Genomic DNA, 23,634 nt, shown 5'->3' on the forward strand with positions numbered 1-23,634 from the left:
GGGCTTACTCCAGGCTGGGGCTGCGGGCGAGGAACATCGGGTTCAGCCATTCTGCCGGCACGCTGCGCGGCTTGCGGCTGAGGTAGCTCACCGTGGTGCGCTTTTGCTTGCCCAACTGGTCGATCAAAATCATGTCGGTGACCATGGCGCGGGTTTTGTCCAGGGTGAACTGCGCCTGTTTGGCCAGTTTGTCTGATTGCACGTACAGGTCGGCGCGCACCGGCTCGTGGCGGGTTTTGCCCAGCCACAGTTCGATGCGCTGGTAGGTGACGCCCTTACGCGCCGCTTGCAGGCTCAGGTGCAGGCAGCCGCGCGCGCTGGTGTCGTCGGGCTGGCAGGCTTCTTCGCCCACCAGGGTGGCGCGGTAGTCGCCGCTCCAGCTGAGGGTGGCAATGTCGCCGGTGGAGGCGTCGCCCAGCAGTTTCTGCATCGGGGTGATGCGCATCGGGCGCTGGCTGTTGGGCATCAGCAGCCAGAAATCATCCCCCAGCATCAGCACTTTCTGGCCTTTTTCAGCGGGGCTTTGCATCAGCACCAGCGACTGGCGGCCTGCCTGGGCAAACACGGTGTAGCGGCGTTCTTTGTCCAGCTCGCCGCTGAGGGTGAAGGTTTGCACCAGGGTGTCCACTTGCAGGTTGTCGGCGCTCATCCGGTAGTGATCGGCATTGCGCAGCACGGTGTCCAGGTCCAGCGCCCAGCTGGCGGGGCTGGCCACCAGGGCGGCGAGGGTGGCGGCCAGGGAGGCAATCGGGCGGGCGAGTAGCATGGCGGTGGCTTTCATCAGGTGTGCGCCAGGGCGTCAACCACTGGCAGGTGAACGGTTTTGCGCGCCACCGCCAGCGAGGCCATCAGCGTCAGGGCAATCATTGCCAGCATGGTCAGTGCGTACAGGGTGGGGTCGATGGTGACGTGCAGCGGATAGCCGGTGGTGCGGCCAGGCGGCGGCGGCATGTCCACCGGAAACACATACAGCAGCAGCGATGCCGCCAGCGCCAGCAGCGCGCCCACCGCCGCGCCTAGGCTGCCCAGCAGCGCGCCTTCCAGCCCCAGCATCAGCAGCACTTGCCGGGGCAGCGTGCCCAGGGCGCGCAGTGCGCCAATTTCGCGGGTGCGCTCGATAATCGCCATGGCCATGGCGTTGGCCACCACAAACACCACAATCACGGCAATGATGATGCCCAGCGCACCAAAAATGCGGTTGTACAGATTGCGCACCGCCTGATAGAACACCGCTTCCTGCTCCCAGCTGTGAACGCTCAGTTCTGGAAACTGCGCGGCCAGACGCTGGCGGGCGCTGTCGGTGGCGTCCATGCGGTCGAGAAACACCCCCAGGCTGGACACTTTGTCGGTGACCAGCAGGCGCTGGGCGGTGTCCACGCTGGTGTAAACCATGCGTTTGTCCACCTCGGGCACGCCGGTGGTGAACACCCCGGCCACGGTCACGTCCATGGCGTTCATCGCCCCTTCGGTGGTGCTGGCCAGCAGGGTGAGCCCATCACCTGGCCGGGCTTTCAGGCTGCGGGCCAGATCGGCACCCAGCATGGCCTGCGGGCGGGCGGCGTCGGCGGTGAGCAGGGTGCCGGCGGTGAGGGTTAAAAACGGCCCCTTGACGGCAAATTCGCTGTCGGGGTCGATGCCGGCGGCCAGCATTACGGTGGATTTGTCGCCATTGCTGATCAAGCCGGTAAACGCCACCCTGGGCAGCACATGGCGCACCCGTTCATCGGCCAGCAGCGTGGCGCGCAGGCGGTTTACCTGGCTCAGGCCGTGTTGCAGTGGAATCTCTTCATCGCTGCTGAAATGCGCCGGCGTGCCCAGCACCAGATGGCCGCTGTCGCGGGCAGTGGCTTCGGCCAGGCTTTCGTAGGTGTACAGGGCAAAGCCGCTGGCCAGCAAGATGGCGGCGCTGCCCAGGGCAGCAATGGCGGCGGTGACCAGCGAGCGGCGACGGTTGCGCAAGGTGTTTTGCCAGGCAAATTTCAGCCAGGTCAGCCTGGTTTTCATTGGATCACCCCATCCAGCAAGGACACCACCCGATCACACTGCGCGGTCAGGCGCGGGTCGTGGGTGGCAATGATGAAAGCCGCGCCTTCGGCGTGGCCGCGTTCGCGCATCAGCGCCAGCACCTGGTCGGCGGTGCGTGAATCCAGGCTGGCGGTGGGTTCGTCGGCAATCACCAGCCGGGGCCGCTTGATCAGCGCGCGGGCAATCGCCACCCGCTGACGCTGGCCGCCGCTGAGCGCATCCGGCTTATGCCGGGCGTGCTCGGCCAGCCCCACCGCCGCCAGCTGGGCCGCCACCCGTTCGCGCCGCTCGGCCAGCGGCACATCGGCCAGAAACAGCGGGTAGTCCACGTTCTCGGCTACTGTCATCACCGGCACCAGATGAAAATTCTGAAACACAAACCCCAGCGCGTCGCGGCGCAGCAGGGTGCGCGCGGTTTCGTCCAGGCCATTGACGCTGATGCCATTAAGGGCAATCTCGCCGGCATCCGGGGTGTCAATCAGCCCGCACAGATTCAGCAGCGTGCTTTTGCCGCTGCCCGATGGCCCGGTAAGCGCCAGCAGCTCGCCAGCCTGCACGCAGAGATCCACCCCGCGCAGGGCGTCAATCCGGTGTGCGCCCAGTTGGTAGGTTTTATGCACCTGCTGCAGGCGCAATACCGGTGCGGCAGCTGGCCCGGTAGGCAAGGGTGCGCCAATCATGGCTGGCTCCCAGGGGTCAGGCCGGCCTGGGTGGCCGCCTGGTGCGCGGCCTGGCGAAACGCCCGCGGTGCGCTGGCCAGTTGCGGGCTGGCCAGCACCTCGCCCAGCAGCTTGATGCCCTTGTCGCGCCGGTTCATAAAACCCGGCACCGCCAGAAAAGTATTGGCCGCCACCAGCTTCACCTCCAGCTGCGCCGGCACGCCAGCGGGGCCTAGCGCTGCTGATGTGCTCACCCCGGTCAGCGCCTTGTCCAGCAGCGCCAGGCCATCTTCGGCGTAATGCATTTTTTGCCAGGGCAGCCAGGTGGTGGTGGCCTGCAAGGCGGTGGCCGAGCCGGTATAGGCCAGCAGCACCCAATCCGTTGGCGCGGTTTTGCGCAATGCCACAAAAGCCTCCAGCGCCGGGGCCACCGCCGCGCTGTCGCCCTGCACCGCGCGCATGAATAGACGATGCGCCGGCAGAAACTGCGCCTCGCTGACCGCCAGGGCCGGCGTGGGCGCGGCGCTCAGGCAGAGCACACAGGCCAGCGCCAGCAGCAGGGGTTTGTACATCAGGGAGTTGTTCATACGCCGCTCCAGAGCCAGAAAAATTCATGCCGCCAGTATGCGCAGCCGCGCCGCCAGCCGCCGCCAGCATGCGACGAAACGCGCCAATCCCGGCGTCAGCGCCGGCTGGCCGGGCGCGAATGCGTCGGCGGCCAGCCGGCGCACCAGGGCAAACGCAATAGGCAAAACCCTGCGCGCCAGTTGCCACAAATCCGCCCACTGGCGGTATGCTAGGGTTTTGCGCCGCCAGCCGGCCAAACCCGATGTGTTCAAGGAGAAAAACGACGTGACTGCCCTGCTGCCCCAACCCGATCCCGAAGGCTTGCTCGAATATTCCGTGGTGTATACCGACCGCGCACTCAACCATATGTCGCAGCGTTTTCAGGGGGTGATGAAGGACATTTCGCGCCTGCTCAAGCAGGTGTACCACGCAGACGCCACCGCCATCGTGCCCGGTAGCGGCACCTTTGGCATGGAAGCCGTGGCCCGCCAGTTTGCCACCGACCAAAAAGTGCTGGTCATCCGCAACGGCTGGTTCAGCTTCCGCTGGACGCAGATTTTTGAAATGGGCCGTATCCCGGCAGACACCCAGGTGCTCAAGGCCCGCCAGGTAGGCAGCGGCCCGCAAGCCCCGTTTGCCCCGGCCCCAATCGACGAAGTGGTGGCCACCATCCGCGCCTACCGCCCAGCCGTGGTGTTTGCCCCGCACGTGGAAACCGCCTCCGGCATGATGCTGCCCGACAGCTATCTGCAGGCCGTGGGTGAAGCCGTGCGCGAAGTGGGTGGGCTGTTTGTGCTGGACTGTATTGCCTCCGGCACGGTGTGGGTGAATATGCAGGCCAATCTGGTAGACGTGCTGATCAGCGCCCCACAAAAAGGCTGGAGCGCCTCGCCCTGCGGCGCGCTGATTGGCCTGAGCGAGCGCGCCCTGGCCCGGCTGAACGACACCACCAGCACCAGCTTTGCCTGCGATTTGAAAAAATGGCGGCAAATCATGGAAGCCTTTGAAACCGGCAGCCACGCCTACCATGCCACCATGCCCACCGACGCACTGGCCGTGCTGCGCGACGTGATGCTGGAAACCGAGCAATACGGCTTTGACAACGTGTGCGCCGAACAGCACGAACTGGGCCGCCAGGTGCGCGCCCTGCTGGAAGCACGCGGCTTCCCCAGCGTCGCCGCCGAAGGCTTCCAGGCCCCTGGTGTGGTAGTGAGCTACACCACCGACCCGGAGATTCAAACCGGCAAGAAATTCCTCGCCACCGGCCTGCAAACCGCCGCCGGCGTGCCGCTGCAATGCGACGAAGGCGCGGATTTCCGCTCCTTCCGCGTGGGCCTGTTCGGGCTGGATAAACTGCATGACCCGGCACGGACGGTGGCGAGCTTGGCGGAGGGCTTGGATAAGGTGTTGGGGGCGGCGTAAGGCGGAGTGTGCTGATGCGCTGAAAGGAGAACGGCCCGGTTTCTGGCGGGAATAGGGAGCCGGGGTGTTTTGGTGCTGGTTTAGGGGTACGCTGAAAAAATCGTCATTCCCGCGAAGGCGGGAATCCAGGGTGTTGATTTTGCTGGGTTTTGCTTTTGGTGAGAGCGGTTTTTTTTGAATTGATCAGGGCGTTGTTTATAGATATCTGGCTGTTCCGTGCTTGTGCTGGACAGGAACTGTGCAAGTGCGTCTACTGGGTGTTGAACAACACGGTAGCAGCACTGATATGAAATTTCTCAGGTAGCCCGAGAAATATTTTGCTACTTATGTATTGATTTTTTTTTGGATGTTGGTTACAGTCCAACACGATATGGCATTAAATGCAAGTGACGTAATATTGCTGCGTTTTTAGGAGGCGGAGCTTGAGTATGAAATGCTCCTGGGCTTAGGTCAAGTTATCTGGGTTGTGAAGCTAGGGGTATTAAGAAGTTAAGCGATATCATTGCTAAGCTTTCCCTTATCGCAAACGTCTTTGATAGAATGGTGCTATATCCATGAGTAGTAGACCGTTCAGCTGGGCATAGCTTGTCTGCAACGTATCTCAGACGCGGTGCGTTTAAATGTCAATCAGCCTGCCCCCTAACTAACGTTCATTCAAGCCGACGCAGCATAGTAGCTGCATCTTAGCTCAAGCGTTATGCAGCATACCATCCTGTCCTGTCTCTACCTTTTCAGACACTCCATGAGGTTGCGATGACCAACAGTACACTTGAACGATTTCAGATCATTGGCCTACACGGTTGTAGGTTTGTCGACGTCACGATTCGGGATAACACGCTTATCCTTGTCGGCGAAAATGGATCGGGGAAGACTACGTTTCTCCGCATCCTTTTTCACTTCCTATCTGGCCGATGGCTTCCTCTCGTTCAATTCCGTTTTGATTCGATTGTTGCCACCATAGGAGGTATCGAGTACAAGGTCTCCCATGAAGAACTTGTCAAGGCATTCAAAGGCATTGATCGTCGCTTTCTAGCCGAAATTCCTCTCCCGCTTAGACGGCGCGTGATGGAACTCATAGAACGGGGCGAATTGGAAAAGGCGGGAATTGAACTCGAACGCATGGGTGGACGATATGGCGTCTCGCCCGATGTCTTTCTCAGGCAGCTAGAGTTCTTCGGGGAGACGCCAAGAGGACCCAAGAAGGAACTTCAAGAAACTATCACAAAAATACGAGAAGCGATTCAAGCCCAGGTTCTCTATTTACCAACCTACCGCCGCATTGAGCGGGAATTGAGCAGTATTTTTGAAGATGTTGACCCTGACGATTTTCGCCGCAACCGAACCCGTCTTCGTCAGCAGGAATCCACCGAGTCGTACATCGAATTCGTCGAATTTGGTATGAAGGACGTCCAGAACGCAGTCGATCGAACCTTAGAACGGTTAAAGGAGTTTGCGCGCGAGAATCTCAATAACCTGACCTTAAGGTATTTGGGTGATGTTGTTAATCGAGAATATCAGAACGTTGGAATGAATGAGATCGCTGACGTATCTGAGCAAACCGTCCGTGAAGTACTCGACAGAATCCACGAGAGCATTCTTAACAAGAACCACAAAGATCATCTATTTGGCGTTATCAACTCGGCGCGCTCGGCAGATAACCCAACAGAGCATGAACGAATCATCTACCACTACTTCCTCAAACTTCTTAGGTTCCAACAGTCGCTCCAGGAAAAAGAGCGCCAGATGTCCGCATTTTGTGCTCTCTGCTCTGAATACATAGTTGACAAGACGTTTGTTTATGATAGCCAGACCTTCAGTTTCTCAATTGTGCCCGCTGAAAACCCCCAGTCTGAACGATCAATCACGTTGAGCGATCTTTCTTCTGGTGAAAAGCAAATCGTCTCGCTGTTTAGTCACCTCTACTTGTCTGGCCAGCAAAATTTCTTTGTTCTGATTGATGAGCCAGAGTTATCCCTATCCGTTCCATGGCAACGACGCTTTCTCATTGACATCCACGAAGGATGCTTCACGAAGGGTTTGGTAGCAGTCACTCACTCGCCATTTATTTATGATAATAGTCTAAATAAATACGCGCACTCACTCGGCGAATTTGTGAATTTATAGGAAAATAATAAAATGTCGATGCTTGATATTCATGCTAAAGCACTAAATTGTATTAGCGCTGCACATCATGAGTTTCTTCTCCGTTATAAAGTCAATGCTAAGGTTGTCTACGGCATTGTCGAAGGAAAGGAAGACCCAATGTTTTATAGAGGATTAATCGAGAAAAATCTCCCAGATGGTTGGGAGGTTGAGTTGATTCCAGCAGGCTGCAAAGACAAAGTGCTCAAGGCTATTGAGGCATTCGATTGGACGCGGTTTTCTCCAAAACAGATTTGTTTTTTTGTTGATCGAGATTTGTCATGTTTCATAGAAGATACTCCTCTGACTGCCGAGAACCTTTACGTTACCGACAACTACTCGATAGAAAACGATGCGGCCAATTTCGGGGTGTTCAAGCGCATACTGGAGGAAGTCCTGAGTATTTCTGGCCTAAAGCCTCATGAGTTTGATTTAATAGAAAATCGATTCGCAGCTGGTCTGGCTTTATTCTGCGAAGTAATGACTCCCATTATGGCCCAGATCCTTATTTGGCGTAGCGAGGGAAAACGGCCATGTTTGAATGACATTGATATAAAAAACTTATTTACATTTCGAGACGGTGCCATTCAAATTAGAAATGGCTTTGAAACTACTCTTTCAAGATTGCAGAATGTAGCGAGCTGTGTAGGTCTCTCTGTCGCCACCAAGGCCGCCATAGCTGAGGCTGAAGCGCGTTTCCAAGAGAAGCAGGGTACGAAAAAATTCATCCGAGGAAAGTATCTTTTATGGTTTATGGTAGAAATGGCTCTGGAGATTCACCGGTCGATATCATCCGTCGTTGCACGATTCACATCTCCACCGAAAGTACGGGTTAGTCTGGGCATGAAAAATGCTATGATAATTATATCTCCACGGGTTAGATGCCCGAGGTCGCTTAATGATTTCCTTGACCTGAACTATGGAAAATATGCAATAGAACATAATGGTAAGGCATGCTGAATGCTGAGTAATAATTCAACGTAAAATCCTCCGGCATCCACACCGAGAAAAAGACTATAGAATTTCTACAAATAGTATTAAGATGGCTAGAGCATGTTCTGAACTATCCCATAGCGGTAAAATCCAAGCCCCATGGAGAACCGCAAACCTTACCCAATCCGATGTCAGCGACGAGAATGGGCGTTCGTCGCACCGTACTTGACCCTGTTTCCCTTGGACGCAGGGCAGCGCAAACACTCACTGCGCGAGGTGTTCAACGCTGTGCGCTACGTGGTACGCCGTGGTTGTCCATGGCGCATGCTGCCCAATGATCTGCCGCCATGGCCACTGGTTTACCAACACATGCAGTGTTGGCTGGCTGCGGGCTGCTTTGAAGATATGGTGCTCAACTTGCGGGTGCTGTTGCACCTGCCGGATGACCGCCCGTGTCTGAGGCACTGCACCAACGGATCTGTGAACTAAGCCAGCAAGGCAAATTCGCAGCCAAGCCGCTTGCTGAGCGGTATGCTCAGCCGAAACCAGATTAAAATCCTGCGGATAATTTATGTTAAGTAGATTGGAAATCAAGCAGTTTACGGTCTTCCGTGAACTCAACCTGAGCTGTTCGCCTGGCCTGAATGTGGTGGTGGGCGAAAACAGCAGCGGCAAATCGCATTTGCTCAAGCTGCTGTATGCCTTGATTGCCACCAGCGCCAGCGCGGGAAAATCCGCACACGCTCAGCCACCCACCAAGGCGTATTTGCAAAAAGCCTATGGTGAAAAATTGCTGGGGGTGTTTCGTCCAGAATCGCTGGGCCGCTTGGTCAGCCGCCGGCAAGGCCGCGAGCGCTGCGAGGTGGCGGTGTGCTTTGATCATCAGGTGCTGGATGTCGGCATCAGCTTTGCCACCAATTCGAAAACCGATGTGCAGGTGGATACCCTTCCCAGCGCATGGGAGGCGCAAAGCCCCTTATATTTGCCCACCCGTGAGTTGCTGACGATTTATCCCAATTTTGTCGCGATCTACGAGGGGCATTATCTGGAGTTTGAAGAAACCTGGCGCGATACCTGTATTCATTTGGGCGGCCTGTTGCAAAAAGGCCCACGCACATTGCAAACCGCCAAGCTGATCGAACCGATTGAGCAAGCGCTGGGCGGCAAGGTGGTGCTGGAAAAAAATGGCCGGTTTTATTTGCGCGTTCCCGGCGGCGGCAATATGGAAATGCCGCTGGTGGCAGAAGGCCATCGCAAGCTGGCCATGCTGGCGCGGCTGATTGCCAATGGGGTGATCCAGGCCCAGGGCTATCTGTTTTGGGATGAACCCGAGGCGAATTTGAACCCGCGCCTGATTCGTCAGGTGGCGCAGGTGATTCATGGGCTGGTGCTGGCGGGGGTGCAGGTGTTTATTGCCAGCCATAGTTTTTTCTTGCTCAAGGAGCTGGAGCTGCTGTCGCGACGCCAGCCCGTGCCGCAAACGTTCATCGGCTTGTATTGGCAGGAGGGGGCCGCCGGGGTGAGCTGCGAACAGGCCGAGGTGTTGCCCGGCTTAAACCATATCGTGGCCCTGGATGAAGAGCTGGCCCAGTATGACCGCGAGTTGCAGGGGGGCGCATGAGCACGGTGATTCGGGAGGGCAAGCTGGCGCTGCATTTTGCTGAAGGCTGGCAGGCGGTGAAGTGGGACGAACAAGCTTGGTATCGTGATGGCAATGCCCTGGGCAGCCGCATCAAGGGCATGGATGTGGTGGCTCTGGGGCCTGATGGGCAGCATTGGTGGATCGAGCTGAAAGATTGTCTGGGCTATGAAACAGAGAATTTACCCCGGCTGACAGCGGCAGACCCGGTTCAAGTCCAGACGGCCAATACTTGGCTAAAAGATAATCAGCTGGATCAGCTGGTTTGCGCCAAACGCAAAAAGCTTTTTATTGGCGATGAGTTGCTGGAAAAACTGGTCGGCACCGTAGCTGGCCTGGCCGCTGCGGCGCGCCAGGCCAGTCAGGATGCGCGAGCCCAGGAGGTGGCGGCCTTTGCCACGGCACCCACGCCTGGCTGCCCGTGGTCTATTGCCTTGCTGTTGGGTGGAGAAAGCCGGGAATTCAAGCGAATGGCGGGGCGACTCAAAAGCAAGCTGGATCAGCGTTTGCACGCTTTTGGCGTATTTTGTTATGTGGTGAATGAAACCGTAGCTGCACCACAGCAGCCTTGGACGGTGGAGAGAATGGCATCGTGAATCTGGACCTTAAGGGAGGCGCTAATTGATTCAGAAAAACCGTGTTCGCCAAAAGCAAAACCCAGCAAAATCAACCCCCTGGATTCCCGTCTGCGCGGGCATGCCAGTTTTGTCAGCGTTTCCCTAATTTCACCCCCACCCCCAGGACCCCCATGCGCTTCGACTTTGTAGACCTGCGCCTGCTGGTGCATGTGGCCGAGGCCGGCAATCTCACTGCCGGCGCGGCGCGTTTGCCGATTGCCCTGTCGGCGGCCAGTCAGCGCATGCGCAAGCTGGAAACCCTGTTTGGCGTGGCGCTGTTCGAGCGTGAGCGCGATGGCGTGCGGCTGACGGCGGATGGTGCGCGCTGTGTTGAGCACGCACGGGTGCTGCTGCGCGCTGCCGACCGCATGCAGCGCGAGCTGACTCACCCGGCGCAGCAGGGGCGTCAGGTGTTGCGTCTGGCAGCCACCACGGTGACCACGGCGGAGTTTCTGCCGGATGTGCTGGGGCGTTTTCTGGCGCAGCACCCTGATGTAGATGTGGAAATCGACGAGCGGCAAAGCGCGGCCACCATTCAGGCTATCCGCGATGGTGAGCACGATCTGGGCATTATCGACGGCAATACCGGGGCTGAGCGGCTGGCGCTGTTGCCTTTCAGCCGCGACAAGCTGGTGTTGGTGGCGCATGCCGATCACCCGCTGGCGGCCTTGCACCAGGTATCGTTTGCCACCGCGCTGGATCACCCGTTTGTGGCCTTGCGTCCGGACAGCGGCATGCAGCAGTTTATCGAGCGGGCGGCCTTGCTGCATGGTGGCAAGCTACAGGTGCGCTTACGCGTGCCCAGTTTTGAAGCCTTATACCGGCTGGTGGCCGCTGGCGCGGGTTTGGGCGTGCTGCCCGAAGCGGCGGCGCTGCGCTATCGCGGTGCCGGCCAGCCGGTGACGATTGTGGAATTCAGCGACCGCTGGGCCGAGCGTGAGCTCAAGCTGTGCGCGCGGGATTTTGTCAGCCTGTCGCCGTTGCAGCAGCGCTTTGTCGGGTTTTTGGCGCGCGGGGACGAATAAGTGCCGTTAAGCCGGCGTGCCAGGCCGGTGGGAGGCCAGCCAAAACACGGGGGTCTGACGTGGCTGCGGCGTGGCTCCTGATGGGATGATGCCAGCGGTCTAGCGTGTTTCAGCCATCGCTATCTGCGATGGCTGCGTCGTTTAATTTCAGTTCCGTTCAGGTCGGGGCGGCGGCATAATCGGGGCTGGATTGTCCCTGCACAAGCGAACCGAGACCATGACCGCACAAACGCTTTACGACAAACTCTGGCAAAGCCATGTGGTGCACGAAGAAGCCGACGGCACCGTGCTGCTCTATATTGACCGCCATCTGATTCACGAAGTGACCAGCCCGCAAGCCTTTGAAGGGCTGAAGCTGGCCGGGCGTGCGCCGTGGCGGGTGAGCTCGATTGTGGCCACTGCCGACCACAACACCCCCACCGACCACTGGGACCAGGGCATTCAAGACCCGATTTCCCGCCAGCAGGTGGAAACCCTGGACGCCAATATCCGCGAAGTGGGCGCGCGCGCTTACTTCCCGTTCAAGGACCGTGGCCAGGGCGTGATTCACGTCATGGGCCCGGAACAAGGCGCCACCCTGCCGGGCATGACCGTGGTGTGCGGCGACAGCCACACCTCCACCCATGGCGCGCTGGGCTGTCTGGCGCACGGCATTGGCACCTCGGAAGTCGAGCATGTGCTGGCCACGCAAACCCTGGTGGCAAAAAAATCCAAATCCATGCGGATCGCGGTGGAAGGCGAGCTGGGCGCGGGCGTGTCGGCCAAGGATGTGGCGCTGGCCATCATCGGCAAGATCGGCACTGCCGGTGGCACCGGCTACGCCATCGAATTTGCCGGCAGCGCCATTCGCGGCCTGACCATCGAAGGCCGCATGACCCTGTGCAATATGGCCATCGAAGCCGGTGCCCGCGCCGGCATGGTGGCGGTGGATCAGGCCACCATCGACTACGTCAAGGGTCGCCCGCTGGCCCCCACCGGCGCGATGTGGGATCAGGCCGTGGCTTACTGGAACACCCTGCACTCCGACGAAGGCGCGCAGTTTGACGCCGTGGTCGAGCTCAAGGCCGAAGACATCCTGCCGCAAGTCACCTGGGGCACCTCGCCGGAAATGGTGGTGACCGTGGCCGACCGCGTGCCCGATCCGGCGCAAGAAGCCGATCCGGTGAAAAAATCCGGCATCGAGCGCGCGCTGGCCTATATGGGCCTGACCGCCAACACCCCGGTGAATGAAATCCCGGTGGATGTGGTGTTTATTGGCTCGTGCACCAACTCGCGCATCGAAGACCTGCGCGCTGCCGCCAGCGTGATCCGTGGCCGCCAAAAAGCCGCCAACGTCAAGCGCGTGCTGGTGGTGCCGGGCTCGGGCCTGGTGAAGGCCGAAGCCGAGGCCGAAGGGCTGGACCGCCTGTTTGTCGAAGCCGGCTTTGAATGGCGCGAACCGGGCTGTTCCATGTGCCTGGCGATGAACGCCGACCGGCTGGAGCCGGGCGAGCGGTGCGCGTCCACCTCCAACCGCAACTTTGAAGGCCGTCAGGGCCAGGGCGGGCGTACCCACCTGGTTAGCCCGGCCATGGCCGCCGCCGCCGCGCTGGCGGGCCACTTTGTTGACGTTCGCAGCTTCTAACCGAGAATCGCACATGAAAGCCTTTACGACACTCCATGGTCTGGTCTGCCCGCTGGACCGCGCCAATGTGGACACCGACGCGATCATCCCCAAGCAGTTCCTCAAGTCGATCAAGCGTTCCGGCTTTGGCCCCAACCTGTTTGACGAATGGCGCTACCTGGACCACGGCGAACCGGGCATGGACAACAGCGTGCGCCCGGTGAACCCGGACTTTGTGCTGAACTTCCCGCGCTATGAGGGCGCGCAAGTGCTGCTGGCACGCGAAAACTTTGGCTGCGGCAGCTCGCGCGAACATGCGCCGTGGGCGCTGGAAGACCAAGGCTTCCGCGTGGTCATCGCCCCGTCGTTTGCCGATATTTTCTTTAGCAACTGCTACAAGAACGGCCTGCTGCCGATTGTGCAGCCCGCCGAGGTGGTGGATCAGCTGTTCAATGAATGCCTGGCCAGCGAAGGCTACCGCCTGACCGTGGACCTGGCCGCCCAGACGGTCATCACCCCGTCGGGGCAGTCGTTTGCCTTTGAGATTACTGCGCATCGCAAACACTGCATGCTCAACGGCCTGGACGAAATCGGCCTGACCCTGGCGCACGCCGATAAAATCCGTACGTTTGAAGACAGCCGCAAGCAGAACCTGCCGTGGCTGTATGTGTAAATTGAAGTGACTGCTCGCTGTGGTAGCGCCTGGATTCCCGCCTGCGCGGGAATGACGGGGGTGGGCAGTGAGGCGGTAGTGCGAGAGGCGTTGGCCGGCTCGTCGTAGCGTCGCCTGGATTCCCGCCTGCGCGGGAATGACGATGGTGGGCGGTGAGGCTGTAATAGGTGGGGGCAAGGCGTGGTTGACCGACAACGCTTACAAGCTCCTGCCCGTTGCACCTCACCCCGTCATCCCCGCGAAGGCGGGGATCCAGGAGGGTGATTCGTCCGTCACTGTTGGCGTGTCAACCGTGGTGTGACGGCACAGCACATGCTAGCGGTACCACATCCGCTACTGTTGGCGTGCTGAACACATTCGCCGTGGTTGGCATGCTGGCCAATCGTGGCATACTGCGCCATCGGCGCACTGAATTCAGAACATTGTTTGACAAGGAAAACTCAAGTGAAAATTGCTGTTCTGCCGGGTGACGGCATTGGTCCGGAAATTATTGCCCAAGCGCTGCGCGTGCTCGACGTGCTCAAGGCGGAAGGTCTGCCGATTGAAACCGAAACCGGCCTGATTGGCGGTTGCGCAGTGGATGCCACCGGTGTGCCGCTGCCGGATGCCACGCTGAAGCTGGCACTGGACGCCGATGCCGTGCTGCTGGGCGCGGTGGGTGGCCCCAAGTACGATGTGCTGCCGCGTGAACAGCGCCCGGAGCGCGGTCTGCTGAAAATCCGCAAAGAGATGAATGTGTTCGCCAACCTGCGCCCGGCGATTCTCTATCCCGAGCTGGCCAACGCCTCGTCGCTGAAGCCGGAAGTCGTGGCCGGTCTGGACATCATGATCATCCGCGAACTGGTGGGCGATATCTACTTTGGCGAGCCGCGCGGCATTGAAGTGCGCAATGGCGAAAAAGTCGGCTTCAACACCATGATTTACAGCGAAAGCGAAATCCGCCGCATCGCTCACGTGGCGTTCAAGACCGCGCAAAAGCGCAGCAAAAAGCTGTGTTCGGTAGACAAGATGAACGTGCTGGAATCCACCCAGCTGTGGCGCGACGTGGTCACCGAAGTGGCCGCCGAGTACCCGGACGTTGAGCTGTCGCACATGCTGGTGGACAACGCTGCCATGCAACTGGTAAAAAACCCGAAACAATTCGATGTGATGGTCACTGGCAACATCTTTGGCGACATCCTGTCTGACGAAGCCTCGATGCTCACCGGCTCGATCGGCATGCTGCCGTCCGCCTCGCTGGACGCCAATGGCAAGGGCCTGTACGAACCGATTCATGGTTCCGCCCCGGACATCGCCGGCAAGGGCCTGGCTAATCCGCTGGCCACCATCCTGTCGGTGGCGATGATGCTGCGCTACACCTTTAACCAGGACGCCACTGCCGACCGTATCGAAGCGGCGGTGAAGTCGGTGCTGGCGCAGGGCCTGCGCACTGCCGACATTTACGAAGACGGTGCCACCCGCGTGGGCACCGTGGAAATGGGCGATGCGGTGATCAAGGCGCTCACCGCCTGATTGCATCAGCACAAAGACACGCTGATTTATTCAGAAAAATCGGTTTTGCCAAAAGCAAAATCCAGCAAAATCAACATCCTGGATTCCCGCCTTCGCGGGAATGACGATTTTTTCAGCGTGTCCCAAGGCAACACCCCCCACTCGCCGCCCGCTGGGCGGCGAAACAGACTTCACAACTCAAAAAAGTAAGGAAAACATCATGTTGAAAGTAGGTTTGGTTGGCTGGCGCGGCATGGTTGGCTCGGTGCTGATGCAGCGCATGGTTGAAGAAAACGACTTTGCCCACATCGACCCGGTGTACTTCACCACCTCCAACCCTGGCGGCGCAGCGCCGAGCCTGGGCGGCAAGACCGCCCCGGCGCTGAAAGACGCCAAGAACCTGGACGAGCTCAAGGCATGTGACGTGATCATCACCTGCCAGGGCGGCGACTACACCACCGAAGTGTACGGCCCGCTGCGCGCCGCCGGCTGGAACGGCTACTGGATTGACGCCGCCAGCACCCTGCGTATGGAAGACGAAGCCGTCATCATCCTCGACCCGGTCAACATGAACGTGATCAAGGATTCGCTGGCCAAGGGCGGCAAAACCTTTGTCGGCGGCAACTGTACCGTCAGCCTGATGCTGATGGCGCTGGGCGGTCTGTTCCAGAATGACCTGGTGGACTGGGCCACCTCGATGACCTACCAGGCCGCATCGGGTGCCGGTGCCAACAATATGCGCGAACTGCTCAAGGGCATGGGCGCAGTCAACGCCGCCGTGGCCGCCGAGCTGGCCGACAAGAACAGCGCCATCCTCGACATCGACCGCAAGGTATCTGACTTCATCCGCTCCGACGCCAACCCGACCGAGTTCTTTGGCGTGCCGCTGGCCGGCAGCCTGATTCCGTGGATCGACAAAGACCTGGGCAATGGCCAATCCAAGGAAGAATGGAAAGGCGGCGTGGAAACCAACAAGATCCTGGGCCGCAGCGCCAGCCCGATCGTCATCGACGGCCTGTGCGTGCGCATCGGTGCCATGCGCTGCCACAGCCAGGCACTGACCATCAAGCTCAAGCAAGACCTGCCGGTGGCCGAAATTGAAGCCCTGCTGGCCAAGGCCAACGACTGGGTGAAAGTGGTGCCCAACCAACGCGAAGCGTCGATGAAAGACCTCACCCCGGCCGCCATCACTGGCACGCTGACCGTACCGGTGGGCCGTATCCGCAAGCTGGGCATGGGCGGCGAATACATCAGCGCCTTCACCTGCGGCGACCAGCTGCTGTGGGGCGCCGCCGAACCGCTGCGCCGCATGCTGCGCATTGTGCTGGACAAGTAATACGACGCTAAGCTGGCCAGGCACTGCCGGCAACTGAACGTCACACAGCGGCCACCGGATGGGACATTCGGTGGCCGCTGTGCGTGTGGCCTGTTTTGCGGGTCTGTGCATGACGGTGGCTCTGTCACCCGCTGGCCTGAGCGGAATTTCCCGGCATTTGTCACCTTACCGACACCCCCCATCTCAGTCTGTTGCTGTGGCATTTCAGTCAAGACAATATGAATCAGTTACTTATGTAAACATTATCCGCTGGCATCATCCCTGCATGTCATGGCCAAAAACCACACGCCATCAGGGGAGATCAGCGCGTCATGGATAAAATTGGACTGTTTTTTGGCTCGGAAACCGGCACCACCCGTCTGGTGGCGAAAAAAATGCAAAAAAAGCTTGGCGATGCGCTGTGCGACAAGCCGGTGAACGTCAACCGCTGCCACATGGACGACCTGCTGCGCTACAACGCGCTGATTCTGGGCACGCCCAGCTATGGCGAGGGCGAGATTCCCGGCAAGAGCCTGGGCTGTTTTGAGCCTAACTGGGAGGAGTTTTTTGCCCAGGGGCCAGCCCAGCCGGATTTCAGCGGCAAACGCATTGCTTTTTTTGGGCTGGGTGCGCAGGAGCGTTATGCCGACCGCTTTGCCAGCTCGCTGCTGCCGCTGGTGGAAAAGTTTCGCCGTTGGGGGGCCGAGATTGTCGGCGACTGGCCCACCACCGGCTACACCTACCAGTATTCGGCAGCGGAAGTGGACGGGCGTTTTCTGGGCCTGATCATTGATCAGCGCACCCAGAGCATGTTCACCGACGAACGCCTGGATGCCTGGCTGGCGCAGGTCACCCCGCTCTTGCAGGAAAAACTGGGCTGAACCACTCTGCCGCGCACGCTGCCCGTCGCACCACACAGGACACCCCCATGAGCTACCAGTGCATTTCTGCCCGCACCGCCCTTGAGCTGCTCAGCCAGCACCACAGCGTCACCGTATTTGATGTGCGCGACAGCGCCGCCTATCAGGCTGGCCATCTGGCGGGCGCGGCCAACCTGAGCCAGGACCGCTTGCTGGGCTGGACCAAGCGTCTGGCCAAAGACGCCCCGGTGCTGATTTACTGCTACCACGGCAACGCCAGCCAGAGCTACGCGCAAATGTTGATTGATTTCCGCTTTACCCAGGTATTCAGCGTGGATGGCGGCTACCCGGCGCTGGTGGAAGCCAGCACCGCCAGCGCATGACCCCCGCCGACGTTCGCGCCTGGCTGGCCGCCCATCCGCTCACCCCCAGCGAGGTGGACTGTGTGACGGCGGTGATGCTGAAAATTCTCGACGGCAAATGCAAAATGCGCGAAGCCGAAAAACCGCTGATTGCCGCGCTGTACGACGCCGCGCAGGGCCTGCCCGGCCAGCGCTTTGGTGCCAGCGAACATGCGCTGATTGCCCAGGCACGCACCCACGCCAACGATGCCCTGCGCCAGACGCTTTACGAACACCGGGTGCTGGCAGAAACCGCGATTTCCCGCCCGGTGATGAAGGCATTCAAGGCCATGATCCGCAACCAGGGCCTGTTTGCCGGCCTGGCGGCCCCCGCCGGAGCAGAAGACGAAACATAACATTGCAGATCGACCGGCTGCATAAGACAATGCCCCGTACACGCTGCCGCCCAGCCGGATCACCGGCCACGGCGCTGGCCGGTTTTGTCTTCCGCTGCCGCTCTCTGGCGGCGGGTTAACTTTTGCTGAAAGAGCCTTGATGACTTTCCCTATCCGCCCTCTCTGGCTTGCGCTGAGCAGCCTGTCGCTGATTGCCTGCTCTGCCCAGGCGGCTGATGATGCCGACGCGGTGAAAAAAGCCTTTAGCCGGCAGTTTCCCGACCGCCAGGTGGTGAGCGTGGCCCCGACCTCAATGAAAGGCGTGTTTGAAGTGGTGATGCAGGGCCGGCAGATTGTTTACACCGACGCCCGTGCCGAACACCTGCTGGTGGGCGAGCTGATTGACGTGAAGAAAAAAGAAAGTCTGACCGAAAAGCGCATGAACCAGCTGTCGCGCGTGGACTGGAACAGCCTGCCGCTGGATCTGGCCATCAAGGAAGTGCGCGGCCAGGGCAGCCGCAAGCTGGTGGTGTTTTCCGACCCGGATTGCCCGTTCTGCAAAAAACTGGAAACCACGCTGGCGCAACTGGACGACGTGACCATTCATACCTTCCTGTTCCCGCTGGCCGAGCTGCACCCGGACGCGCCACGCAAGTCGGCGCAAATCTGGTGCGCCAGCAACCGTACCGAAGCCTGGGTGCAGCTGATGCGCAACGGCGTGGCCCCGCAGCAAGGTGCCGCCAACTGTGACACACCGCTGGCCAAGCTGCAGGAGCTGGGGCAAAAACTGGGCATCAGCGGCACCCCGGCGCTGGTGTTCCCCAGCGGCCAACTGGTGTCGGGCGCAATTGGCAAGGCGGATATCGAAAAACTGCTGTCGGTGCGTTAAGGCCATGCTGGAACAACCGTCATTCTGCGCAGGCGGGCATCCAGAAGGTTGATTGTGTGAGGGGGGCGGTTGGCCGAAACGATTTTTCTGAATCAATCCGCGCACCCTCAAGCCCTGGCGGCAATGTGCGCCAGGGGATTGGCCAGTTACTTCTTCAAGACCTCGCGCGCCTGCGCCAGGCGGGCGCAGAGCTGGCGGGTGCCTTCCAGCATGCGTGGGCCAGGGCGGTGCAGGGTATCGGCCTCCAGGGTGAACAGCAGTTGGTGCCGCACAGCGCTTAGCTGGGGAAAACGCTGCCAGCCATCCAGCCCGCCGCGCCCGCCCATGTCTCCGGCAATCATCACCTCGGGGTTGGCCGCCACCACGGCTTCCTGGGTCACTGTGGGCGCGGTCACCGGCAGGTTGGCAAACACATTCACCCCGCCGCATACCCGCAAGGCATCGCTGACAATATGCTGGCCGTTCAGCGTATACAGCGGTTTATCCCACACCTGATAAAACACCCGCACTGGCCGCGCCTGCTGATACTGGCGGCGCAGGCTGTCCAGCTGCTGGCTGAACTGCCCGGCGGCAAGCTGGGCCTGCGCCGAGGTGCCCAGCAGGCTGCCCAGCCGGATCAGCGTGTCCGGAATCGCCGCCAGCGTGGTCGGCTCGCTGTAAAACAGCGGAATCCCCAGCCGACGCAAGGGTTCCAGCTGGCGCTGGGCATTGCCATGCCGCCACACCACCAGCAAATCGGGCTTGAGCGCCAGCAGCCGTTCCACATCCACCTGGCGGTTATCGCCCACCTGGGGGAGCTTTTGCGCCTCGGGCGGGTAGTCACTGTGGCTGACCACGCCCACCACCTGCTTGCCGCCTCCGGCAGCAAACAGCAGCTCAGTCACATGCGGTGCCAGGCTGACCACGCGCTTGGCCGGTGCGGCCAGCACCAGCAGCTGGCCAGCGTCGTCGCGCACCTGGATGGTAGCTTGCGCCGCAGCAGAAACAGCCAGACCGCACAGGACCAGCAGGGTAAACAACGCCTTCATTAACATCACTTTCGGGGAGGGAAACAATCGGGTAAGCAGACTGCCAGCAACTGCGCTGGCTACCTAGGGATACGCTGAAAAATCGTCATTCCCGCGCAGGCGGGAATCCAGGGGTATCCACAGCGTGCAGCGGGTATGAACTCTCACCACCGCCCCACCATGCTCGATGCCCACGGCGCACGATGTAGCACGGTCTGGATTCCCGCCTGCGCGGGAACGACACATCAGTTGAGGTTCATGCCGGAAGAGGTCTAGTCGCCAGTCACGTTGAAACACAAGCGTGCATGTACGCAAGCTTACGTCGGATGCCTCTGTTTAATTGCCATTAAAACAAAATCTTACCTTGCCAAAGCGAACCACCCGCCGCGCCCCAGCCCGTCATTCCCGCGCAGGCGGGAATCCAGAGGCATCCACAGCGTGCAGCGGGTATGAGCTCTCACGACTGCCCCGCCATGCTCGATACCCACGGCGCACGATGTGGCGCGGTCTGGGTTCCCGCCTGCGCGGGAACGACACGTCAGCTGAAGTTCATGCCGGAAGCGGTCTGGTATCCAGCGGGTACTGCTGTTTAATCTCTGCTAAAACATAGCCTTACCTTGCCAAAGCGAACCACCCGCCGCGCCTCACCCCGTCATTCCCGCGCAGGCGGGAATCCAGAGGCATCCACAGCGTGCAGCAGGGGTGTGCGCTCACCACCGCCCCGCCATGCTCAACGCCCACGGCGCACGATGTGGCGCGGTCTGGGTTCCCGCCTGCGCGGGAACGACACGTCAGCTGAGGTTCATGCCGGAAGAGGTCTAGTCGCCAGTCACGTTGAAACACAAGCGTGCATGTACGCAAGCTTACGTCGGATGCCTCTGTTTAATTGCCATTAAAACAAGATCTTACCTTGCCAAAGCAAACCACCCGCCGCACCCCAGCCCGTCATTCCCGCGCAGGCGGGAATCCAGAGGCATCCACAGCGTGCAGCGGGTATGAACTCTCACCACCGCCCCGCCATGCTCAACGCCCACGGCGCACGATGTGGCGCGGTCTGGGTTCCCGCCTGCGCGGGAACGACACGTGAACTGAGGTTCATGCCGAAAGCGGTCTGGCTTCCAGTGGGTACTGCTGTTTAATCTCTGCTAAAACATAGCCTTACCTTGCCAAAGCGAACCACCCGCCGCGCCCCACCCCGTCATTCCCGCGCAGGCGGGAATCCAGGGGTATCCACAGCGTGCAGCGGGTATGAACTCTCACCACCGCTCCACCATGCTCGATACCCACGGCGCACGATGTGGCGCGGTCTGGGTTCCCGCCTGCGCGGGAGCGACACGTGAACTGAGGTTCATGCCGAAAGCGGTCTGGCTTCCAGTGGGTACTGCTGTTTAATCTCTGCTAAAACATAGCCTTACCTTGCCAAAGCGAACCACCCGCCGCGCCTCACCCCGTCATTCCCGCGCAGGCGGGAATCCAGAGGCATCCACAGCGTGCAGCGGGTATGAACTCTCACCACCGCCCCGCCATGCTCGATACCCACGACGCACGATGTAGCACGGTCTGGGTTCCCGCCTGCGCGGGAACGACACGTGAGGAAACGGTCAAGCTATCTGTAGCGTGCTCAATCGCTCAGCACGTCCACCCCTTTAGGCGGGGTAAAGCTGAAACGGCCAGCGGCCAGTTTCGGGTTTTTTTGCAGCGCGGAGAAGGTCAGCGTGGTGTGCTGGCCAAAATTGTCGGCCAGCTCCATTTTGATCAGCTCACCCGACTTGAATCCCATGCGCACGGTTTTAAACGTACCTTCTGCCTGCTTGGGCGTGGCTTCCAGCCAATCCAGGCCGTCTTTCACCCCTTGGTTTTTCAGTTGGTAATTGCGCTCCAGATCGTTGTTGCCTGCCAGCAACGCCGCCGGGCTGCTGCCCAGCGCATCGTCCAGCTTGCGGGTGGTGACCTGGGCCAGCGCCTTGTCGTACACCCACAAGCGCTTGCCATCGCCCACAATCAGCTGATCGTAAGGGGTGTCGTAAGTCCAGCGAAACTGGCCTGGCCGCTGCAATTCCAGCGTGCCGCTAGCGCGCTGGGTCTGGCCGCCGGTCACTTCCTGCTGAAAACGCGCCGACAGCGCGCGGGTATCGTGCACAAACTGCTTGAGCTGGGCAACGCCATCGGCATGCGCCAGCGCGGCGCACAAGGACATACTGGCAATCACAACAAAACGGATCATGGCCACTCACTAACGGTAAAAGATCAGCCTTGGGCGGGACGCCCCGGCAAAAGTTCGCTGCGCCATCATACCGCGCAATCCGGTGCCGGTGCGGATGCCCCACATGACCGTCGCTCCCGCGCAGGCGGGAGCCCAGATGTGTCCACTGCGTGCCACGCTGGCGTTCCGCTCTTTCCATTGACCCATTTTGAATAAAGCAGGCAACAGGCCAGGCTTAGCTGAAGCGATTGGTGATCGGATACCGCCAGTCGCGGCCAAAGGCGCGCTGGGTGATGCGCGGACCCACCGGGGCCTGGCGGCGCTTGTATTCGTTGATTTTCAGCAGGCGCACCACCTTGCGTACATCGGCCTCCGGAAAGCCTGCCGCGATAATCTGCGCGGCAGACTGGTTGTCCTCGACATAGCGCTGCATGATGGCGTCCAGCACGTCGTATTCCGGCAGGCTGTCCTGGTCTTTCTGGTCCGGGCGCAGCTCGGCGGACGGCGGGCGGGTGATGATGCGCTCGGGAATTACCTCGGCCACGGTATTGCGCCAGCGCGACAGCTGGTACACCAGCGTTTTGGCCACGTCCTTGAGCACGGCAAAACCGCCGGCCATGTCGCCATAAAGCGTGGCGTAGCCAGTGGTCATCTCGGATTTATTGCCAGTGGTCAGTACCAGCTTGCCGGTTTTGTTGGACAAGGCCATCAGCAGCACGCCGCGAATGCGCGATTGCAGGTTTTCTTCGGTGGTGTCTACCGGTCGGCCAGCAAACAGCGGGGCCAGCGTGGCTTCAAAGGCGTCGTACATTGGTGAAATCGCCAGCTCGTCATACGGCACGCCCAGCCGCGCCACCATGTCACGGCTGTCGATCAGGCTGATGTCGGCGGTGTACGGCGACGGCATCATCACTGCATGCACCTTGTCCGCACCCAGCGCGTCCACCGCCACCGCCAGGGTCAGCGCCGAATCAATGCCGCCGGACAAGCCCAGCAGCACCCCCGGAAAGCCATTTTTGCCAATATAGTCGCGCACGCCGATCACCAGCGCGCGGTACACACTTTCCAGCCGGCACGGCAGCGCGGCCTGCTCGCCGGCGACAAAATCGCCGTCGGCATAGTCCACCCAACCCAGCGCGTCGTCGTAGGCCGGCAGTTGCACCGCCAGCTCGCCAGCGCGGTTCAGCGCAAACGACGCACCGTCAAACACCAATTCGTCCTGACCACCGGTCAGGTTCACATAGGCCAGCGGCAGGCCGGTTTCTTCCACCCGGTAGCGCGCGGCCTGCTGGCGTGCGTCGATCTTGTCGCGGTGAAACGGCGAGGCGTTCAGCACCACCAGGCAGTCTGCGCCCGCTTCGGCGGCCTCGGCAGCGGGCTCGACATGCCAGACATCCTCGCAAATCAGTACGCCCAGCTTCACCCCGTCCACCTCTACCACCAGCGGTGCCACACCCGGGGTGAAGTAGCGGCATTCATCGAACACTTCGTGATTGGGCAGCAGCATCTTGTGATACTGCCCCAGCCGGTGGCCGTCACGCAGCACGGTGGCGGCGTTAAAGCGCTCGGCCCCCATGCGTGCCGGGTGACCAATCACCAGGGTGATGCCATCCAGCTCCAGCAGTTGATCCAGCGCGGCTTCCACTGCCGCATAAAAGCTGTCGCGCAGCAGCAGGTCTTCCGGGCTGTAGCCGGTCAGCGCCAGCTCGGGCGTGACCAGCACCGACGCCCCACCCTGCCGCGCCAGTTCGGCCAGACGCAGAATTTCGGAGGTGTTGCCGGCAATGTCACCGACCACCGGGTTGAATTGAGCAAGGGCGATACGCAT

22 protein-coding genes are annotated in these 23,634 nt (G+C 60.2%); 15 read left to right on the forward strand and 7 right to left on the reverse strand.

The features are described 5' to 3' along the window. Positions 1-4: 4 nt before the first annotated feature. Genes BXU06_RS05130 through BXU06_RS05145 form a run of 4 tightly spaced genes read right to left on the reverse strand, consistent with a single transcriptional unit; the run spans position 5 to position 3,271 of the window. On the reverse strand, positions 5-781 hold the full coding sequence (locus BXU06_RS05130; protein ID WP_216352543.1) for an outer membrane lipoprotein-sorting protein: 777 nt from the start codon (positions 779-781) through the stop codon (positions 5-7). Continuing rightward, on the reverse strand, positions 781-2,004 hold the full coding sequence (locus BXU06_RS05135) for an FtsX-like permease family protein (protein WP_216352544.1): 1,224 nt from the start codon (positions 2,002-2,004) through the stop codon (positions 781-783). Before BXU06_RS05135 ends, BXU06_RS05130 begins: the two co-directional genes overlap by 1 nt. Then, positions 2,001-2,705 carry an ABC transporter ATP-binding protein gene (locus BXU06_RS05140; RefSeq protein ID WP_077297451.1) on the reverse strand — a complete coding sequence of 235 codons (705 nt, stop codon included), beginning with the start codon at positions 2,703-2,705 and terminating at the stop codon, positions 2,001-2,003. Before BXU06_RS05140 ends, BXU06_RS05135 begins: the two co-directional genes overlap by 4 nt. Beyond that, positions 2,702-3,271, reverse strand: coding sequence for a hypothetical protein (locus BXU06_RS05145; protein ID WP_077297453.1), 570 nt, complete (start codon positions 3,269-3,271; stop codon positions 2,702-2,704). The genes BXU06_RS05140 and BXU06_RS05145 overlap by 4 nt, the downstream gene beginning before the upstream one ends. Before the next feature lie 37 nt (positions 3,272-3,308). Between BXU06_RS05145 and BXU06_RS05155 the strand changes: the two genes are divergently transcribed. The 15 genes from BXU06_RS05155 to BXU06_RS05225 all read left to right on the forward strand — a co-directional run bounded on the left by BXU06_RS05155 (position 3,309) and on the right by BXU06_RS05225 (position 18,596). Then, the gene (locus tag BXU06_RS05155; protein WP_253189526.1) at positions 3,309-4,673 is read left to right on the forward strand and encodes an alanine--glyoxylate aminotransferase family protein; all 1,365 of its coding nucleotides are present in this window, start codon (positions 3,309-3,311) and stop codon (positions 4,671-4,673) included. Between the two features lie 753 nt (positions 4,674-5,426). Continuing rightward, positions 5,427-6,797, forward strand: a complete 1,371-nt coding sequence (locus tag BXU06_RS05160; protein WP_077297458.1) for an AAA family ATPase — start codon at positions 5,427-5,429, stop codon at positions 6,795-6,797. A 12-nt stretch (positions 6,798-6,809) separates the two neighbouring features. After that, entirely contained in the window at positions 6,810-7,775 is a 966-nt protein-coding gene (locus tag BXU06_RS05165; protein WP_077297460.1) for a DUF4435 domain-containing protein, read from the forward strand. A gap of 132 nt (positions 7,776-7,907) precedes the next feature. Further along, positions 7,908-8,237 (forward strand): transposase, encoded by a 330-nt coding sequence (locus BXU06_RS18050; RefSeq protein WP_077297462.1) that lies wholly within the window; start codon positions 7,908-7,910, stop codon positions 8,235-8,237. Positions 8,238-8,319: 82 nt separating this feature from the next. Further along, complete coding sequence (locus tag BXU06_RS05175) at positions 8,320-9,369, forward strand: ATP/GTP-binding protein (RefSeq protein ID WP_077297464.1); 1,050 nt, start codon at positions 8,320-8,322, stop codon at positions 9,367-9,369. Next, positions 9,366-9,983: a hypothetical protein gene (locus BXU06_RS05180; RefSeq protein WP_077297466.1), complete on the forward strand. Its 618-nt coding sequence runs from the start codon at positions 9,366-9,368 to the stop codon at positions 9,981-9,983. Before BXU06_RS05175 ends, BXU06_RS05180 begins: the two co-directional genes overlap by 4 nt. 152 nt (positions 9,984-10,135) lie before the next feature. Then, positions 10,136-11,029 carry a LysR family transcriptional regulator gene (locus BXU06_RS05185; protein ID WP_077297468.1) on the forward strand — a complete coding sequence of 298 codons (894 nt, stop codon included), beginning with the start codon at positions 10,136-10,138 and terminating at the stop codon, positions 11,027-11,029. A 217-nt stretch (positions 11,030-11,246) separates the two neighbouring features. Continuing rightward, a complete protein-coding gene (leuC, locus tag BXU06_RS05190; RefSeq protein WP_077297470.1) occupies positions 11,247-12,653 on the forward strand; it encodes a 3-isopropylmalate dehydratase large subunit in 1,407 nt (468 codons plus the stop codon). A gap of 13 nt (positions 12,654-12,666) precedes the next feature. Next, entirely contained in the window at positions 12,667-13,305 is a 639-nt protein-coding gene (leuD, locus tag BXU06_RS05195; RefSeq protein WP_077297472.1) for a 3-isopropylmalate dehydratase small subunit, read from the forward strand. Between the two features lie 444 nt (positions 13,306-13,749). Continuing rightward, positions 13,750-14,817, forward strand: coding sequence for a 3-isopropylmalate dehydrogenase (gene leuB / locus BXU06_RS05200; protein WP_077297474.1), 1,068 nt, complete (start codon positions 13,750-13,752; stop codon positions 14,815-14,817). A gap of 202 nt (positions 14,818-15,019) precedes the next feature. Further along, complete coding sequence (asd, locus tag BXU06_RS05205; protein ID WP_150125266.1) at positions 15,020-16,132, forward strand: aspartate-semialdehyde dehydrogenase; 1,113 nt, start codon at positions 15,020-15,022, stop codon at positions 16,130-16,132. Positions 16,133-16,443: 311 nt separating this feature from the next. Beyond that, on the forward strand, positions 16,444-16,992 hold the full coding sequence (locus tag BXU06_RS05210; RefSeq protein WP_077297477.1) for a flavodoxin: 549 nt from the start codon (positions 16,444-16,446) through the stop codon (positions 16,990-16,992). A gap of 47 nt (positions 16,993-17,039) precedes the next feature. Next, on the forward strand, positions 17,040-17,354 hold the full coding sequence (locus tag BXU06_RS05215) for a thiosulfate sulfurtransferase GlpE (protein WP_077297479.1): 315 nt from the start codon (positions 17,040-17,042) through the stop codon (positions 17,352-17,354). Next, positions 17,351-17,728 carry a hypothetical protein gene (locus BXU06_RS05220; RefSeq protein ID WP_077297481.1) on the forward strand — a complete coding sequence of 126 codons (378 nt, stop codon included), beginning with the start codon at positions 17,351-17,353 and terminating at the stop codon, positions 17,726-17,728. The genes BXU06_RS05215 and BXU06_RS05220 overlap by 4 nt, the downstream gene beginning before the upstream one ends. A 139-nt stretch (positions 17,729-17,867) precedes the next feature. Next, entirely contained in the window at positions 17,868-18,596 is a 729-nt protein-coding gene (locus tag BXU06_RS05225) for a DsbC family protein (protein ID WP_077297483.1), read from the forward strand. Positions 18,597-18,742: 146 nt separating this feature from the next. On the opposite strand, the gene BXU06_RS05230 is transcribed toward BXU06_RS05225, so the two are convergent. The 3 genes from BXU06_RS05230 to BXU06_RS05240 all read right to left on the reverse strand — a co-directional run bounded on the left by BXU06_RS05230 (position 18,743) and on the right by BXU06_RS05240 (position 23,634). After that, positions 18,743-19,624, reverse strand: a complete 882-nt coding sequence (locus tag BXU06_RS05230; RefSeq protein ID WP_077297485.1) for a cobalamin-binding protein — start codon at positions 19,622-19,624, stop codon at positions 18,743-18,745. 1,600 nt (positions 19,625-21,224) lie between these two features. Further along, entirely contained in the window at positions 21,225-21,827 is a 603-nt protein-coding gene (gene lolA, locus BXU06_RS05235; RefSeq protein ID WP_077297487.1) for an outer membrane lipoprotein chaperone LolA, read from the reverse strand. 214 nt (positions 21,828-22,041) lie between these two features. After that, complete coding sequence (locus BXU06_RS05240) at positions 22,042-23,634, reverse strand: NAD+ synthase (RefSeq protein ID WP_077297489.1); 1,593 nt, start codon at positions 23,632-23,634, stop codon at positions 22,042-22,044.

Source organism: Aquaspirillum sp. LM1, assembly GCF_002002905.1.
Lineage (GTDB): Bacteria > Pseudomonadota > Gammaproteobacteria > Burkholderiales > Aquaspirillaceae > Rivihabitans.

What these genes read in the sequence shown, in the direction of transcription:
- BXU06_RS05220 (WP_077297481.1), top strand. Translation starts at nt 17,351, where the DNA reads ATGACCCCCGCCGACGTTCGCGCCTGGCTGGCCGCCCATCCGCTCACC.
- BXU06_RS05180 (WP_077297466.1), top strand. Translation starts at nt 9,366, where the DNA reads ATGAGCACGGTGATTCGGGAGGGCAAGCTGGCGCTGCATTTTGCTGAA.
- BXU06_RS05210 (WP_077297477.1), top strand. Translation starts at nt 16,444, where the DNA reads ATGGATAAAATTGGACTGTTTTTTGGCTCGGAAACCGGCACCACCCGT.
- BXU06_RS05175 (WP_077297464.1), top strand. Translation starts at nt 8,320, where the DNA reads ATGTTAAGTAGATTGGAAATCAAGCAGTTTACGGTCTTCCGTGAACTC.
- BXU06_RS05135 (WP_216352544.1), bottom strand. Translation starts at nt 2,004, where the DNA reads ATGAAAACCAGGCTGACCTGGCTGAAATTTGCCTGGCAAAACACCTTG.
- BXU06_RS05225 (WP_077297483.1), top strand. Translation starts at nt 17,868, where the DNA reads ATGACTTTCCCTATCCGCCCTCTCTGGCTTGCGCTGAGCAGCCTGTCG.
- BXU06_RS05165 (WP_077297460.1), top strand. Translation starts at nt 6,810, where the DNA reads ATGTCGATGCTTGATATTCATGCTAAAGCACTAAATTGTATTAGCGCT.
- leuC (WP_077297470.1), top strand. Translation starts at nt 11,247, where the DNA reads ATGACCGCACAAACGCTTTACGACAAACTCTGGCAAAGCCATGTGGTG.
- BXU06_RS05140 (WP_077297451.1), bottom strand. Translation starts at nt 2,705, where the DNA reads ATGATTGGCGCACCCTTGCCTACCGGGCCAGCTGCCGCACCGGTATTG.
- BXU06_RS05160 (WP_077297458.1), top strand. Translation starts at nt 5,427, where the DNA reads ATGACCAACAGTACACTTGAACGATTTCAGATCATTGGCCTACACGGT.
- BXU06_RS05155 (WP_253189526.1), top strand. Translation starts at nt 3,309, where the DNA reads ATGCGCAGCCGCGCCGCCAGCCGCCGCCAGCATGCGACGAAACGCGCC.
- BXU06_RS05240 (WP_077297489.1), bottom strand. Translation starts at nt 23,634, where the DNA reads ATGCGTATCGCCCTTGCTCAATTCAACCCGGTGGTCGGTGACATTGCC.
- BXU06_RS05145 (WP_077297453.1), bottom strand. Translation starts at nt 3,271, where the DNA reads ATGAACAACTCCCTGATGTACAAACCCCTGCTGCTGGCGCTGGCCTGT.
- lolA (WP_077297487.1), bottom strand. Translation starts at nt 21,827, where the DNA reads ATGATCCGTTTTGTTGTGATTGCCAGTATGTCCTTGTGCGCCGCGCTG.
- BXU06_RS05215 (WP_077297479.1), top strand. Translation starts at nt 17,040, where the DNA reads ATGAGCTACCAGTGCATTTCTGCCCGCACCGCCCTTGAGCTGCTCAGC.
- BXU06_RS18050 (WP_077297462.1), top strand. Translation starts at nt 7,908, where the DNA reads ATGGAGAACCGCAAACCTTACCCAATCCGATGTCAGCGACGAGAATGG.
- BXU06_RS05185 (WP_077297468.1), top strand. Translation starts at nt 10,136, where the DNA reads ATGCGCTTCGACTTTGTAGACCTGCGCCTGCTGGTGCATGTGGCCGAG.
- BXU06_RS05130 (WP_216352543.1), bottom strand. Translation starts at nt 781, where the DNA reads ATGAAAGCCACCGCCATGCTACTCGCCCGCCCGATTGCCTCCCTGGCC.
- leuD (WP_077297472.1), top strand. Translation starts at nt 12,667, where the DNA reads ATGAAAGCCTTTACGACACTCCATGGTCTGGTCTGCCCGCTGGACCGC.
- BXU06_RS05230 (WP_077297485.1), bottom strand. Translation starts at nt 19,624, where the DNA reads ATGAAGGCGTTGTTTACCCTGCTGGTCCTGTGCGGTCTGGCTGTTTCT.